Genomic DNA, 14,410 nt, shown 5'->3' with positions numbered 1-14,410 from the left:
GCCAGCCCCGCACCCGGCAGGTCACGCCACGGCGCGCAGCCGGGGAATCGTCTCGTCCGGCAGCCGGATCAGCCCCTCCCGGATCGCGAGCACCGCCGCCTCGGTCCGCGACCCGCACCCCAACTTGGCGAGTACGTGCTCCACGTGCTTGGCGGCCGTCTTCGGCGCGACGGTGAGCGCCCCGGCGATCTGCGGGTTGCTGTACCCGGCGACCATCAGGTTCAGCACGTCCAGCTCCCGGGCGGTCAGCTCGTACGGCAGCCGCGCCGGCGTCTCGACCACGACCGCGCCGCCCGCGACCGGGTACATCCGCACCTGGTGCCAGCCGCCGTCGGGGTCCGGCCACCAGAACCGGGGCGGCACGTGCCCGCCGGCCAGGTGCCGCGCGACGTCGGCCACCAGCCCGTCGCCCCGGGCCAGCTGCGGTCCGAGGTCGCAGCCCGGTACGGCGACGGCCCGGCCCTCGCGGCTCACCACGGCCGCGCGGTCGCCGGGGCCGAGCAGGGTCAGCGGGTCGGTGGCGGCGCGCATCCCGTCGGCGACCCCGGACAGCATCGTCTGGAGCACGACCAGGGCGGGGACCACGTCGTCGGCGGGGTGCGCGGTGCTGTCCGTGGACAGGTGCAGGCTGCCGGTGTAGCGGCCCGCCCGGGTGTACAGGCACACGGTCACGCCCTCGACGAAGCCGTTGGGCAGGAACGTCTCCAGGGCCGAGCGGGTCTCCCGGTACGGCACCTCGCCGGGCACGTCCCGCCAGCGCAGCGGGGTGGTGCTGCTGCCGCGCATCGTCCGGTAGCCGATGTCGTCGTCCACGAACGTGGTGTCCAGGTAGCGCAGCACGTCGTCGGGGTAGCCGTCGTTGGCGAGGGTGCGGTGCTCCCCGGTCAGCGGGTCGTACCGGCTGAGGGACGCCGCCGCGAACGGGACGATCCGGTGGATGACGCGCAGCGCCTCGGAGGCGGCCTGCGCCGGGTCGGCCGTACCGCCCGCCACGCAGCCGACCTCGACCAGCACGTCCTGCCACACGGGCGCCTCCCCCCTGTGCTGTGCGGCAAGAGTGCCCAGGTCACGGTACTGGTGTCAAGGAGATCGATCGAGCGAAGTTCTTACAAGAAATGGGGAGGTTGACGTATTCACATCCCGCGTTGACATCGTTAGCGTCGATCTCCTACGGCGCTCCCGAGGGGGGTCTGAGGGCGGCGCCGGCGGGGAAGGGGCCACGGGCCGCGCCAGGGGGTGGCGCGCCCGGCCCCGGCCCCGACGCCAGTAAGGGGGCCAGGCATGACGATCGACATGGAATGGACGCTGCGGGCGAGCTGCCGGGGAAGCAACCCGGAGGCCCTGTACGTCGACGGGGCCGCCCAGCACGAGGCCAAGCGGATCTGCGAACACTGCCCGGTCCGGTACCGCTGCCTCGCCGAGGCGCTCGACGCCGGGGACGAGCACGGCGTGTGGGGCGGGATGACCGACCGGGAGCGCCGCGCCCTGCGCAAGCAGCACCCGAGGGTCACCAGTTGGCGGGACCTGTTCGCCGAGGCGCTCGGCCCGAGGGCGCAGGTCTGGGCGCTGGGCGAGAAGCGCACCATCCCGGTCTGACAGCGTCCTCCCCGCCCGGCGGCCCGACGTCGCACCTGCTCGGAGCGACCGGGGCCGTCCGGCGCCGGCACCCGCCCACCTGGCGGAACTGACGGGCGTTGCCCCGACTGGACGTGAGGGGCTAGTTTCGTGGGGTGATGTCGAGCGAGGTGGACGAACGCTACGAACACCTCCGGGCACTGCTCACCGGCGACGAGAGAGCCACCGGCCTGCGGTACCGCCACGAGACCCGCTTCCCCCGCCTCCTGAGCTACTGGGCCTACGAGGGCCGCGGCAGCAACGTGTCCTGGTGGTGCGTGTGGTGGGTGCTGCCGAGGCCGGGTCTGCTGCTCCGCCGGGCCGCCCTGGTCGGCTGGACGACGTCCGACCTGGGCGTCGACGAGGACAGTGGCCGGCACCGGGTGGTCTACGACGACTGCGACGACTGGCTCTACACCGGACCGGCGGCGCGCCGGATCTACAAGCACGCCCTGGGCGAGGCCCAGCTCCTCTACGTGGACACCTGGCCCAAACCACTCTGGCCGGACGTCGACGGCAACATCAGCTGACGGGTACGCCGGGGCGGGCCCCCGGCCCAGCACGCCGCAGCCCTCCGGGGACACCCCGGGAGCCCGCCGCCGTCCTCGTACCCGACAGCGGCGGCCTCCCGGAAGTGCCGACCGGCACAGGGCCGGGTGTCGCCGTAACCATCAAAAGCTCTTCGCTCTTGATCTGCTCTCAGTGCAGGCGCGGGGCCTCGTCGCCCCGGGAACGCTTCAGTTCGAAGAATCCGGGGGTACCGGCGACGAGCAGCACCCCGTCCCACAGCTTCCCGGCCACCTCGTCCCGGGGCACCGGGGTCACGACCGGCCCGAAGAACGCGATGGTCTCCCCGTCGGCCCCGGGCACGTGGATGACGGGGGTGCCGACGTCCTGGCCGACGAGGTCCATGCCGGCGTGGTGGCTGGCGCGCAGCTCGGCGTCCAGGGCGTCGGAGTGCGCGGCCTCGGCGAGGTCGGCGGGCAGGCCCACCTCGGCGAGCGCGCCCAGGATGATCTCCTCGGGGGTGCCCCGGTCGGGGGTGTGGATCCGGTTGCCGAGGGCGGTGTAGAGCGGCAGCAGGATCTTGTTGCCGAACCGCTGCTCGGCGGCGATGCAGACCCGCACCGGGCCCCAGGCGGTGACCAGGAAGTCGAGGTAGCTCTGCGGCAGGTCGCGGCCGTCGTTGAGCACGGACAGGCTCATGACGTGGAACCGGAAGTCGACGGTACGGACCTTCTCGACCTCCAGCAGCCAGCGGGAGGTGACCCAGGCCCAGGGGCAGGAGGGGTCGAACCACATGTCAGCGGTGAGACGTTCGGTAGTCATTACCGAACTCTAGCCACGACCTGGGCCTGTAACGTTGGTGTTATGCGCCACCAGGCAGGGTAGGGACCATGCGCGTACTGATTGCCGAGGACGAACCGACGCTCGCCGAGCACATCGCCGACGGGCTGCGCGACGCCGGCATGGCCGTCGACGTGGCCCCGGACGGCGCCGACGCGCTCGCCAAGGTCGGCGTGAACGCCTACGACGTCCTCGTCCTCGACCGCGACCTGCCCGTCCTGCACGGCGACGACGTGTGCCGGGCGCTCGCGGGCCGGGCCGACGCGCCCCTGATCATCATGCTCACGGCGTTCGTGGAGCTGGCCGACCGGCTCGACGGGCTGGCGATGGGCGCCGACGACTACCTGGGCAAGCCGTTCGCGTTCGACGAGCTGGTGCTGCGGGTCCGGGCCCTGGGCCGGCGGGGCCGCAGCCAGTCCGCGCTGCTGCGGCGGGACTCCATCGAGATGGACACCCTGCGCCGCACGGTCTGGCGGGACGGGCAGCCGATCCGGCTCACCGCCAAGGAGTTCGCGGTCCTGGAGGCGCTGATGGTCTCCGACGGCGCCGTCGTCAGTACCGAGGACCTGCTCGAACGGGTCTGGGACGAGAACACCGACCCGTTCACCAACACGGTGCGGGTCACGATGAACCGGCTGCGCCGCAAGCTCGGCGACCCGGCGGTCATCGAGACCCTGGTCGGCTCCGGATACCGGTTGCCGTGAGCAGACGGCTCACGATCCGGGCCCGGCTGACCCTCCTGTACGGCACGGTGTTCCTGCTCGGCGGCCTGCTGCTCATCGCGATCATGGTGTTCTCGGTCCGGGCCGACATCCTGAACCAGCCGACCACCGCCGAACTGCACGACCGGGCCAGCTCCCAGGCCGGCCAGCCGCCGACCACGGACTCCGAGGCCGTCGCCGCCGAGGAGCGGATCCGGCAGAAGCTCCGCGAGGACGCCCTCAACCGGCTCGCCGCGAACTCCGTCGGCGTCCTCGGCGTGCTCGTGCTGCTGTCCGGCGGGGCCGGCTGGCTGATCGCGGGCCGGACCCTGGGCCGGCTGCGCCAGCTCACCGACGCGGCCCGGCGCGCGGGGGAGAACACCCTGCACGAGCGCCTGGACCTGCCCGGGCCGCACGACGAGATCAAGGAGCTCGGCGACACGTTCGACGCGATGCTCGCCCGGTTGGACGCCTCGTTCGAGGGGCAGCGCCGGTTCGTGGCCAACGCGTCGCACGAGCTGCGTACCCCGCTGGCCGTGACCCGGACCGCCGTGGAGGTCACCCTGGCCAAGCCCTCGGCCTCCGAGGGCCAGCTGCGGGCGATGGGGGAGGACGTGCGCTCGGCCACCCTGCGCGCCGAGCGGCTGATCGACAGCCTGCTGACCCTGGCCCGCAGCGAGCAGGAGGTCCGGGGCGGCGAGGTGGACGATCTGGCGGACCTGGCGGCGGAGGCGGTGGACGCGGTCCGGCGCGAGGCGGGAGTGCACGGCGTGACGGTCACCGCGGATCTGGAGTCGGTGCCGGTGCGCGGCGACGTGGCGCTGCTGTCCCGGGCGGTGGAGAACCTGGTGGAGAACGCGGTCCGGCACAACGTCCGGGGCGGCTCGGTGCGGGTCACGACCGGCGCGGGTGTGCTGCGGGTGGTCAACGACGGCGAGGTGATCGGGCCGGAGCTGCTCGGTCAGCTGTTCGAGCCGTTCCACCGGGGCAGTCGCAGCCGGTTGGGGGGTGGCGGGGTCGGCCTCGGCCTGTCGATCGTGCGGTCGGTGGCCCGGGCGCACGGCGGGACCGTGGAGGCGGAGGCGCGGACCGGGGGCGGCCTGGTGGTCACGCTGGCGCTCCCGGTCGCGGAATGATCACCTGAGCGCTACCTGCTGGTACTTGAATCGATAAGGATAGTTAACATAACACGTGATTTAAGTAACTTTTATTTTAACCTTGGGTTCCCCTTGAACCGGTGATCTTAATACTCCGAGCTACCGCTACAGCGGTTTACCCACCCCTCCGGAGGCTTGACAATGGTCCCCTTCGATCCAAAGCGCGCTGTGAAGGCCGGTGCCGGGCTCGCGCTCGTCGCCGGTCTGCTGGGCCTCCCGGCCGCAGCGACCGCCGCCCCGAACGCCCCCACCCCGCTCGCGTCGGCCTCTGTCGCCGTCGCGGACGCCAAGGCCAGCCTCCGCACGCACGGCGCGGCCCTCCGGGCGAGCGGCTCCGACGCGTTCGTCGCCAAGGGCAGCACGGTCGACCCCAACGGCACCCGGCACGTGCGCTTCGACCGCAACTACAAGGGCCTTCCGGTCCTCGGCGGCGACGTGATCGTGCACAGCGCCGCCAACGGCCAGTTCAAGGAGGCCAGCGTCGGCCTCGAGGCCCCGTTGAACCTGTCGACCAGCCCGGCGGTCACCGCGCAGCGCGCCGCGGCCCTCGCGGTCGGCGGCTACGCGGGCAAGCCCGCCAGCTCGACCCCGCAGCTCGTGGTGGACGCCACCGCCGGCTCCCCGGCGCTCGCCTACCGGGTCGTCGTGGACGGCAAGGCCGCCGACGGCGGCACCAGCCGGATGAACGTCCTGATCGACGCGCAGTCCGGCCTGATCCGCAATGCGTGGGACGACGTGCAGACGTTCGCCACCCGCAACCGCGCGGCCAAGGCCGGCGCGGCCACGGCGATCGCGGCCGGCCCGGCGACGGGCAACGGCAAGGGCTACCAGGTCGGCAACGTCACCCTCGGCGTGAACCAGAAGGCCGACGGCAACTACGAGCTGCTCGACCCGAGCCGGGGCAACGGCGAGACCCGCGACGCCAACAACAAGGGCGACGCGCAGGGCAACACCGACCCGACGGTCGCCAACTCGCTGTCCTTCACCAGCGCGAACGGCACGTTCGGCGACAACACGCTGAACAACCGGGCGACGGTGGCCGCAGACGCGCACTACGGCGTCCAGTGGACCTGGGACTACTTCAAGAACGTCCACGGCCGCAACGGCATCAAGGGCGACGGCGTCGGCGCGCGTTCCTACGTGCACTACTACGTCAACTACGACAACGCCGGCTGGTCGGACTCGTGCTTCTGCATGATCTACGGTGACGGGGCCGCCGGCTCCAAGCCGTTCACCGAGCTGGACGTCGCCGGCCACGAGATGGGGCACGGCGTCACCGCCTCCGTCGCGGGCCTGATCTACTCGGGTGAGTCCGGTGGCCTGAACGAGTCCACCTCGGACATCTTCGGCACGCTGGTCGAGTTCTACGCCAACGCCGCCGCGGACACCCCCGACTACCTGATCGGCGAGAAGATCGACATCCGGGGCAACGGCACGCCGCTGCGCTGGATGGACGAGCCGAACAAGGACGGGTCCTCGCACAGCTGCTGGTCGACCAGCACCAAGAACGTCGACGTGCACTACTCCTCCGGCGTCGGCAACAAGTTCTTCTACCAGCTGGCCGTCGGCTCCGGTTCGTCCTCGTGGGGCAACAGCCCGACCTGCGCGAGCGCCCCGGCCGTCACCGGCATCGGCAACGACAAGGCCGGCAAGATCTGGTACAAGGCCCTCGACGCGTACATGACGACGTCGGAGACCTACGCCAAGGCCCGGATCTCCACGATCAAGGCCGCGAACGACCTGTACGGCGCCACCGAGTGCAACGCCGTCAAGGCCGCGTGGAAGGCCGTCAACGTCGCGGTCCAGACCGGTGAGCCGGCCTGCGCCAGCACCCCGTCGGGCAGCCCGACCGTCACCAACCCGGGCAACCTGACCGGCAAGGTCGGCGTCGCGTTCTCCCAGCAGGTCAGCGCCACCGACCCGCAGGGCGACGCGGTCACCTTCTCCGCCACCGGCCTGCCGGCCGGCCTCGCGATCAGCACCTCCGGTCTGATCTCGGGCACCCCGACCACGGCGGGTACCGCCAACGTGGTCGTCACGGCGAAGGACCCGGCCAACAACGCGGGTACCGCCTCGTTCACCATCACCGTCAGCCCGGCCTCGGGTGGCTGCACCGCCGCCCAGGTCGTCGCGAACGGCGGCTTCGAGTCCGGTGCCGCCTCGTGGACCGCGTCCTCCGGCGTGATCGACAACGGCACCTCGCAGCCGGCGCGCAGCGGCTCGTACAAGGCGTGGCTGAACGGCTACGGCAAGGCGCACACCGACACCCTGACCCAGTCGGTGACCGTCCCGTCGGGCTGCTCGACGTACACGCTGAGCTTCTACGTGCACATCGACACGGCCGAGTCGGGCACCACCGCCTACGACAAGCTGACCGTGAAGGCCGGCACCACCACCCTGGCGACCTACAGCAACGCGAACGCCGCCAGCGGGTACGTCCTGAAGAGCTTCAACCTGTCGGCCTTCGCCGGTCAGACCGTGACGCTCTCCTTCACCGGTGTCGAGGACTCCAGCCTCAAGACCAACTTCGTGATCGACGACGTGAACCTCAACGTCTCCTGATCACACTGGTCGGCACCGGCGCACTCAGCTCGCGCGCCGGTGCCGACCGCCTTCGCACCCCCGGTACTTCCGTGTAGGAGCCCCTCATGCGCAGCACCCCCACTCGACGCGCGGCGATCCTCGCCGGCATCGGCACGGTCATGACCGCGGCGGTGCTCGCTGCCGCCCACCCCACGATGGCCACGACGACGGCGGCCCCGCCGGACATCAGCGTCACCAACGTCAAGGCCCACCTGCAGAAGTTCTCCGACATCGCCGCGGCCAACAGCGGCACCCGCGCGCACGGCACGCCCGGCTACGAGGCGTCGGTCGACTACGTCAAGGGCAAGCTGGACGCCGCCGGGTTCACCACGTCGAAGCAGAGCTTCACGCACAACGGCAAGACCGGCTACAACCTGATCGCCGACTTCCCGGGGCGCGGCGACGCCAACCAGGTCGTCATGCTCGGCGCCCACCTCGACTCCGTCACCGCCGGCGCGGGCGTCAACGACAACGGCTCCGGCTCGGCGATGATCCTGGAGATCGCGCTGCGCTACGCGGCGGGGACGGACGCGGGTACGAAGTCGCTGCGGTTCGGCTGGTGGGGCGCCGAGGAGCTCGGCCTGGTCGGCTCGGAGTACTACGTGGACAACCTGTCCGCCACCGAGCGCACGAAGATCAAGTCGTACCTCAACTTCGACATGACCGGCTCCATCAACGGCGGCTACTTCGTCTACAGCGAGGACCCGACCCGGGGCGCGGCCATCAAGACGGCCATCGAGTCGGCGTTCACGGGCCGGAACATCGACCCCGACGACGCGAACCTCAACAGCCGCTCCGACCACGCGGCCTTCATCGGCGCGTCGATCCCGAGCGGCGGCATCGCCTCGCTGAGCCTGGACCCGACCAAGAGCGCGGCCCAGGCCGCCAAGTGGGGCGGTACGGCCGGCGCGGCCTACGACCCCTGCTACCACAAGGCCTGCGACACCCTGTCGAACATCAACGACACGGTCCTCGACACCATCGGCGACGTCGCCGCGGTCGCCGCCTGGAACCTCGCCGGGATCGGGGCGGGCACGCCCACGCCGAGCCCGACCGCGACGGCCACGCCCACCGCGTCGCCGACCCCGGGCGGGAACACCTACACCAACGCCAACGACGTGGCGATCACCGACAACGCCACGGCCGAGTCGCCGATCGCCGTGTCGCGGACCGGGACGGCGGGCACCGTGCAGGTCGCCGTCGACATCAAGCACACCTACCGGGGCGACCTGGTCCTGTCGCTGGTGGCCCCGGACGGCTCCGTGTACCCGCTGGAGGACTTCGCGAACAACGACAGCACCGCCAACGTGCTCAGGACGTACACCGTGGACGCGTCCTCCGAGGCGGCCGGCGGTACCTGGAAGCTGCGGGTGGTCGACGGCGCGAGCAACGACGTCGGCAAGATCGACTCCTGGGGGCTGACCTTCGCGGGCGCGACGACGAGCCCGTCGCCCACCACGAGCCCCTCGGCCACGACGAGCCCGTCCTCGAACGTCTTCACCAACGCCGCCGACGTGACGATCGGCGACAACACCACGGTGGAGTCCCCGATCGCGGTGACCCGCGCCGGCAACGCCCCGTCGGCCCTCAAGGTCGCCGTGGACGTCAAGCACACCTACCGCGGTGACCTGGTCATCTCGCTGGTGGCGCCGGACGGCTCCGTGTACCTGCTGGAGGACTTCGCGAACAACGACAGCGCCGCCAACGTCGCCAGGACGTACACCGTGAACGCCTCCTCCGAGGTCGCCAACGGCACCTGGAAGCTGCGGGTGGCCGACGTGGCCGGCGGCGACGTCGGCAAGATCGACTCTTGGACACTGACCTTCTAGAGCCTCCCCCCACAGTGGCCCGCCCCAGGACAGGGGGCGGGCCACTGTCGTGTCCGGCCGCGGGTCGCTCTGGGCCGGCGACGCACGCCCAGGTCCGGCCACGGGCCCTCCGGGTCGGCGACGCCGCTGACCCACCGCATGTCCGGCCACGGGCCCTTCCGGGTCGCCGACGCCGCTGACCCACCGCCATGTCCAGCCACGGTCCGTCCCGGGGCCGACACCGCCCCCGACACTGCCCCGACACGGCGCCGCCGAAGCACTGCCATGTTCACCCGTGATTCATTCCCCTGTGGGCCGAACGGACGTTAAAGTCAGCCCGCGTCCCACCCGCCCCGCCTTTTGGGAGTGAGTCATGAGATATCGGATCGCAGGCGCGCTGACCCTCGGACTGACCCTGGCCCTCGCCGCCCCCGCACAGGCGTCCTCACCCAATGTCGTGCTGAGCGAGGTGTACGGCGGCGGCGGCAACAGCGGCGCCCCCTACGCCAACGACTTCGTCGAGCTGTACAACCGGAGCGCCGCCGCGGTCTCCGTCGCCGGCTGGAGCGTGCAGTACGCGTCGGCCGCCGGCACCACCTGGCTCGTCACCCCGCTGACCGGCAGCATCGCCCCCGGCGGCTCCTACCTGGTCCGGCTCGCGGCCGGCGGCGGTGGCGGGGCCGCACTGCCCACCCCGGACGCGACGGGCACGACGAACCTGTCCGCCACCTCCGGCAAGGTCGCCCTGGTCACCTCGACGAACGCGCTGGCCTGCGGCTCCAACTGCGACACCGCCACGGGCGTCCGCGACTTCCTCGGCTACGGCACGGCCAACGACTACGAGACCTCCCCGGCCGGAGCGGCCAGCAACACCCAGTCGGAGACGAGGACCAACCCGGCGGCCGACGCGGACGACAACGGCACCGAGTTCGCCCGGCTCGCCCCGGACCCGCGCAACTCCAGCTCGGGCGGCGACACCTGCGGGTACCCGTCGCCCCGGATCCGCGACATCCAGGGCGCGGCGCACGTGTCCCCGAAGAACACCCAGACGGTGTCCGGGGTGCGGGGCGTCGTGACCGCCGTGGGCGCGAAGGGCTTCTGGTTCCAGGACCCGTGCCCGGACGCGAACCCGGCCACGTCCGAGGGCGTGTACGTGTTCACCAACACCGCCGGCGCGGCCGTCGTGGGCCAGGACGTGGCGGTGGGCGGCACGGTGACCGAGTACCGGTCCGGCGGCGCGACGAGCACGAACCTGTCGGTCACGGAGATCGCGACCCCGACGGTGAGCGTGGTGGCCTCCGGGAAGCCGGTGCCGGCCCCGACCGTGATCGGCGCGGGTGGCCGGGTGCCGCCGGCCACCGTGGTCGACGACGACGCGACGGGGGACGTGGAGACCTCCGGCACCTTCGACGCGACCACGGACGGGATCGACTTCTACGAGTCGTTGGAGGGGATGCGCGTGCAGGTCACGGCACCGAAGGCCGTCGGCCCGTCCAACAGCTTCGGCGAGATCCCGGTGATCGGCGACACCGGCTCGGTCCGGACGAACCGGGGCGGCATCATGGTCCGCCAGAACGACTTCAACCCGGAGCGGGTGATCCTGGACGGCTTCCTGCTCGCCGGCTCGACCCCGACCGGGGTGAACGTCGGCGACACGTTCTCGGGCCCGGCGGTCGGGATCCTCGACTACGCGGCCGGCAACTACAAGCTGGACCTGACCGGCGCGCTGACCCGGGTGTCCGGCGGCCTGGCGAAGGAGACCACGGCGGCCACCCCGGCGGGCCAACTGTCGGTGGCCACGTTCAACGTGGAGAACCTCGCGCCGTCGGACCCGCAGTCCAAGTTCGACGGCCTGGCCGGGGTGATCGTGAACAACCTGGCCAAGCCCGGGATCCTCGTGGTGGAGGAGGTCCAGGACAACGACGGCGCGACGAACAGCGCGACCGTGGACGCGTCGCAGACCTGGACGAAGCTGATCACCGCGATCACCGCCGCCGGCGGCCCGACCTACGACTACCGGCAGATCAACCCGACCGACGACCAGGACGGCGGCGCCCCGGGCGGCAACATCCGGGTCGGCTTCCTGTTCCGTACCGACATCGGCCTGACGTTCGTCCCCGGCACGGCGGGCGACGCGACCACCCCGGTCGGCGTGGTCAACGTCGGCGGCACCGACAAGGTGGGCCTGACCCGCAACCCCGGCCGGATCGACCCCGGCAACGCGGCCTGGGCGGCGACCCGCAAGCCCCTGGTCGGCGAGTTCCGGTACGCCGGGGCCCCGCTGTTCGTGGTCGCCAACCACTGGAGCTCCAAGGGCGGCGACGACCCGCTGTTCGGCCGCAAGCAGCCCCCGGTCCGGTCCAGCGAGGTGAAGCGCGACCAGCAGGGCGCGTCGGTGGCGGCGTTCGTGTCCCAGGTGCTGGCGATCGACGCCCAGGCCCGGATCGTGGTGGCCGGCGACCTGAACGACTTCGAGTTCTCCGCGGCCGTCGGGAAGCTGGTCACGGCCGGGCTGACGGACCTGCCGGCGACCCTGCCGGACGCGGAGCGCTACTCCTACGTGTACGAGGGCAACTCGCAGTTCCTCGACCACATCCTGGTGTCGCCGTACCTGGCCGCGAAGTCCTACGGGTACGACGTCGTGCACGTGAACGCGGAGTTCGCCGTGCAGACCAGTGACCACGACCCGCAGATCGTCCGGCTGCCGCTGCCGTAACGGGCCGCGTCCCCGGAACGCCGGAGCGGTCCGCGCCCGAGTCGTCTCGCGCGCGGACCGCCACCGTCAGGCCCGGGCTCCCGCCGAGGCCGTCCCCAGCCAGGTGTGCGGATTCCCCGCCCAGCACCAGCCCAGCTTCGGCGCGTTCTCACTGATCCACAGCGCCGGCACCCGCCGGTCCCCGCACCGCGAGCCGCCCAGCATGAAGCACTTGTTCTTCTCCAGCGTGGCCGGGAAGTGCGTGACGACCGCGATCCCCTCCTCGATGGTCAGCGGCGTGCGCCCCCGGCCGGCGAGGGTCTCCATGGCCTCCTGCGGCTTGACGTCGCAGAACTCCTCGCCGCGTTCGACGTCGAAGACCACGTAGGCGGCCCGGTCCGGGACACCCACCTCCTTGACGGGTACGAACCGGGAGACCTCCCCCTCGGCGTAGTTGCGGTCGACCACGCCCGGCTTCTTCTTCCCGGCCAGGGTGAGCAGCGGCACCGCCTGGTAGGGGTCCACCGCCACGACCAGCACGAACGGCACCCATCCGGGCGTCGCCGGCGCCAGGTCCCCCCGGGCGAGCACGTCGGCGCGCACCGGGGCGACCAGCGCGGTGAACTCCTCGGCGGACAGGCCGGCCAGTGCCGGGTACCCCAGATCCAGCAGGTTCTTGACCTGTCGGTCGAATTCGGTGTTCGGGTCGAGGGTCATCGGCTCAGCCTCCGGTAGCGCCAGACGGACAGGGGAAGGAAGATCGCGACGAGGAGTACCGGCCAGGCCAGCGCGAGGGCCAGCGCGTGCTCCTGGCCGCCCATCCCGGGGTTGCCGAACAGGTCCCGGGTCGCGGTCACGGTCGCCGACAACGGGTTCCATTCCGCGACCGTACCCAGCCAGGCCGGCATCGTCGCCGGATCCGCGAACGTGTTCGTGACCATGGTGAGCGGGAACAGCAGGGTCTGCACGGCCGCCGTCGCCTCCGCGCCCCGGACGACCAGCCCGAGGAAGACCCCCACCCAGACCAGCGAGAACCGCAGCAGGAACAGCAGCCCCACCGCGCCCAGGGCGGAGGCGAACCCCTCGTGGGCGCGCCAGCCGACCAGCAGCCCGAAGGCGAGCATGACGGCGAGCAGCACCGCCGAGTACGCCATGTCGGCGATGCTCCGGCCCAGCACCACGGCCGCGCCGGACAACGGCATGGACCGGAACCGGTCCGTCACGCCCTTCTCCTTGTCCGCGCTGACCGAGACCATCGTCTCGCCGATCCCGAAGGCCATGGTCATGACGAACATGCCGGGCATCAGGAACTCGATGTAGTCCCCGCCGCCGGGCACGGACATCGCCCCGCCGAACAGGAACCCGAACAGCACCGCCAGCATGATCGGGAACAGCAGACCGAACACGATCGCGAACGGCTGGCGGACCCAGTGCGCGAAGCTCCGGCCCGTGAGGGTCCAGGCGTCGCCGAGTACTGCCGTCATCGGCCCTCCTTCGTGAGCTGCGGGGAACGCCCGGGCTGTGGCAACCCGGGTTCCGACAGGTCAGGGGCCCGCTCGCCGGTCAGGTGCAGGAACACCTCGTCCAGGGTCGGGCGGCGCACCGCGATGTCCTCCGCGACGATCCCCGCCGCCGCCAGCCCGGCCATCACCCCGGTCAACGCGGCCATCCGGTCGGTCACCGGCGCGCCGACCAGCCGGCGGTCCGGATCGGTCGTGGGCGCGCCCCCGGTCGCCGCGGCCACCACGACGGCCGCCCGGTCCAGGTCGGCGGCCCGGTGGGTGACCACGTCGATCCGGTCCCCGCCCAGGGTCGCCTTCAACTCCTCCGGGGTGCCCCCGGCGATCACCCGACCGGCGTCGATCACCGAGATCCGGTGCGCGAGCTGGTCGGCCTCCTCCAGGTACTGCGTCGTCAGCAGCACTGTCGTCCCGGAGTCCACCAGGGCCCGCACCGCGTCCCACACCTCGGTCCGGCCGCGCGGGTCGAGCCCCGTCGTCGGCTCGTCCAGGAACAGCACCGGCGGGGCGAGGATCAGGCTGGCGGCCAGGTCGAGCCGCCTGCGCATCCCGCCCGAGTAGTCCTTGACGGCCTTGGTGCCGGTGTCGGTGAGCCGGAACCGCTCCAGCAGCTCGTCGGCCCGGCGCGCCGCCGCCCGGCGGTCCAGGTGGAACAGTCGGCCGAACATGACCAGGTTCTGCCGGCCGCTGAGGATCTCGTCCACGGCCGCGTACTGCCCCGACAGGCCGATGTGCCGGCGGACCTGGTCGGGCTGCCGGCGCACGTCGTACCCGGCGACCTCGGCCCGCCCCGCGTCGAACCGGGTGAGGGTGGCCAGGATCCGCACCGCCGTCGTCTTGCCCGCCCCGTTGGGCCCCAGCAGCCCGTGCACCGTGCCCGTCGGCACCGCGAGATCGAACCCGTCCAGCGCCGGACCGGCCCCGTACCGCTTGGTCAGCCCCTCGGCGACCACTGCGAGTGTCACGCTCGCTCCTCTCGTTCGGG

12 protein-coding genes are annotated in these 14,410 nt (G+C 71.8%); 7 read left to right on the top strand and 5 right to left on the bottom strand.

What is annotated here, in order from left to right:
• Positions 1–21: 21 nt before the first annotated feature.
• Positions 22–1,026: a LuxR C-terminal-related transcriptional regulator gene (locus AB0M43_RS18445; RefSeq protein ID WP_363726127.1), complete on the bottom strand. Its 1,005-nt coding sequence runs from the start codon at positions 1,024–1,026 to the stop codon at positions 22–24.
• 255 nt (positions 1,027–1,281) lie between these two features.
• Between AB0M43_RS18445 and AB0M43_RS18440 the strand changes: the two genes are divergently transcribed.
• Both AB0M43_RS18440 and AB0M43_RS18435 read left to right on the top strand, forming a co-directional pair.
• The gene (locus tag AB0M43_RS18440) at positions 1,282–1,596 is read left to right on the top strand and encodes a WhiB family transcriptional regulator (RefSeq protein WP_363726125.1); all 315 of its coding nucleotides are present in this window, start codon (positions 1,282–1,284) and stop codon (positions 1,594–1,596) included.
• A 137-nt stretch (positions 1,597–1,733) separates the two neighbouring features.
• A complete protein-coding gene (locus tag AB0M43_RS18435; RefSeq protein WP_363726123.1) occupies positions 1,734–2,144 on the top strand; it encodes a hypothetical protein in 411 nt (136 codons plus the stop codon).
• 169 nt (positions 2,145–2,313) lie between these two features.
• Here AB0M43_RS18435 and AB0M43_RS18430 read toward each other — a convergent pair whose 3' ends face one another.
• Complete coding sequence (locus AB0M43_RS18430; protein WP_363726121.1) at positions 2,314–2,943, bottom strand: DsbA family protein; 630 nt, start codon at positions 2,941–2,943, stop codon at positions 2,314–2,316.
• A gap of 68 nt (positions 2,944–3,011) precedes the next feature.
• On the opposite strand from AB0M43_RS18430, the gene AB0M43_RS18425 reads away from it, so the two are divergent.
• From AB0M43_RS18425 to AB0M43_RS18405, 5 genes are all read left to right on the top strand, one after another.
• A complete protein-coding gene (locus tag AB0M43_RS18425) occupies positions 3,012–3,665 on the top strand; it encodes a response regulator transcription factor (protein WP_363726119.1) in 654 nt (217 codons plus the stop codon).
• Entirely contained in the window at positions 3,662–4,798 is a 1,137-nt protein-coding gene (locus AB0M43_RS18420; RefSeq protein ID WP_363726117.1) for a HAMP domain-containing sensor histidine kinase, read from the top strand. Before AB0M43_RS18425 ends, AB0M43_RS18420 begins: the two co-directional genes overlap by 4 nt.
• 189 nt (positions 4,799–4,987) lie before the next feature.
• Positions 4,988–7,381: a M4 family metallopeptidase gene (locus tag AB0M43_RS18415; protein WP_363726115.1), complete on the top strand. Its 2,394-nt coding sequence runs from the start codon at positions 4,988–4,990 to the stop codon at positions 7,379–7,381.
• 86 nt (positions 7,382–7,467) lie between these two features.
• A complete protein-coding gene (locus AB0M43_RS18410) occupies positions 7,468–9,231 on the top strand; it encodes a M28 family peptidase (RefSeq protein WP_363726114.1) in 1,764 nt (587 codons plus the stop codon).
• A 352-nt stretch (positions 9,232–9,583) separates the two neighbouring features.
• Positions 9,584–11,926, top strand: coding sequence for a lamin tail domain-containing protein (locus tag AB0M43_RS18405; RefSeq protein WP_363726112.1), 2,343 nt, complete (start codon positions 9,584–9,586; stop codon positions 11,924–11,926).
• 66 nt (positions 11,927–11,992) lie between these two features.
• On the opposite strand, the gene AB0M43_RS18400 is transcribed toward AB0M43_RS18405, so the two are convergent.
• The 3 genes from AB0M43_RS18400 to AB0M43_RS18390 are packed head-to-tail and all read right to left on the bottom strand — an operon-like array spanning position 11,993 to position 14,390.
• Positions 11,993–12,622 (bottom strand): DUF5701 family protein, encoded by a 630-nt coding sequence (locus AB0M43_RS18400; RefSeq protein ID WP_363726111.1) that lies wholly within the window; start codon positions 12,620–12,622, stop codon positions 11,993–11,995.
• The gene (locus AB0M43_RS18395) at positions 12,619–13,389 is read right to left on the bottom strand and encodes an ABC transporter permease (protein WP_363726109.1); all 771 of its coding nucleotides are present in this window, start codon (positions 13,387–13,389) and stop codon (positions 12,619–12,621) included. The genes AB0M43_RS18400 and AB0M43_RS18395 overlap by 4 nt, the downstream gene beginning before the upstream one ends.
• Positions 13,386–14,390, bottom strand: coding sequence for an ATP-binding cassette domain-containing protein (locus tag AB0M43_RS18390; protein WP_363726107.1), 1,005 nt, complete (start codon positions 14,388–14,390; stop codon positions 13,386–13,388). The genes AB0M43_RS18395 and AB0M43_RS18390 overlap by 4 nt, the downstream gene beginning before the upstream one ends.
• Positions 14,391–14,410: the final 20 nt, after the last annotated feature.

Source organism: Longispora sp. NPDC051575 (assembly GCF_040681875.1).
In the GTDB taxonomy this organism is placed as follows: Bacteria; Actinomycetota; Actinomycetes; order Mycobacteriales; family Micromonosporaceae; genus Longispora.
This window is presented reverse-complemented; position numbering and strand designations above follow the sequence as displayed.

Excerpts from the sequence above, each read along its gene's own strand:
- AB0M43_RS18400 (WP_363726111.1), bottom strand. The coding sequence starts at position 12,622 with ATGACCCTCGACCCGAACACCGAATTCGACCGACAGGTCAAGAACCTG.
- AB0M43_RS18430 (WP_363726121.1), bottom strand. The coding sequence starts at position 2,943 with ATGACTACCGAACGTCTCACCGCTGACATGTGGTTCGACCCCTCCTGC.
- AB0M43_RS18440 (WP_363726125.1), top strand. The coding sequence starts at position 1,282 with ATGACGATCGACATGGAATGGACGCTGCGGGCGAGCTGCCGGGGAAGC.
- AB0M43_RS18405 (WP_363726112.1), top strand. The coding sequence starts at position 9,584 with ATGAGATATCGGATCGCAGGCGCGCTGACCCTCGGACTGACCCTGGCC.
- AB0M43_RS18435 (WP_363726123.1), top strand. The coding sequence starts at position 1,734 with ATGTCGAGCGAGGTGGACGAACGCTACGAACACCTCCGGGCACTGCTC.
- AB0M43_RS18395 (WP_363726109.1), bottom strand. The coding sequence starts at position 13,389 with ATGACGGCAGTACTCGGCGACGCCTGGACCCTCACGGGCCGGAGCTTC.
- AB0M43_RS18410 (WP_363726114.1), top strand. The coding sequence starts at position 7,468 with ATGCGCAGCACCCCCACTCGACGCGCGGCGATCCTCGCCGGCATCGGC.
- AB0M43_RS18425 (WP_363726119.1), top strand. The coding sequence starts at position 3,012 with ATGCGCGTACTGATTGCCGAGGACGAACCGACGCTCGCCGAGCACATC.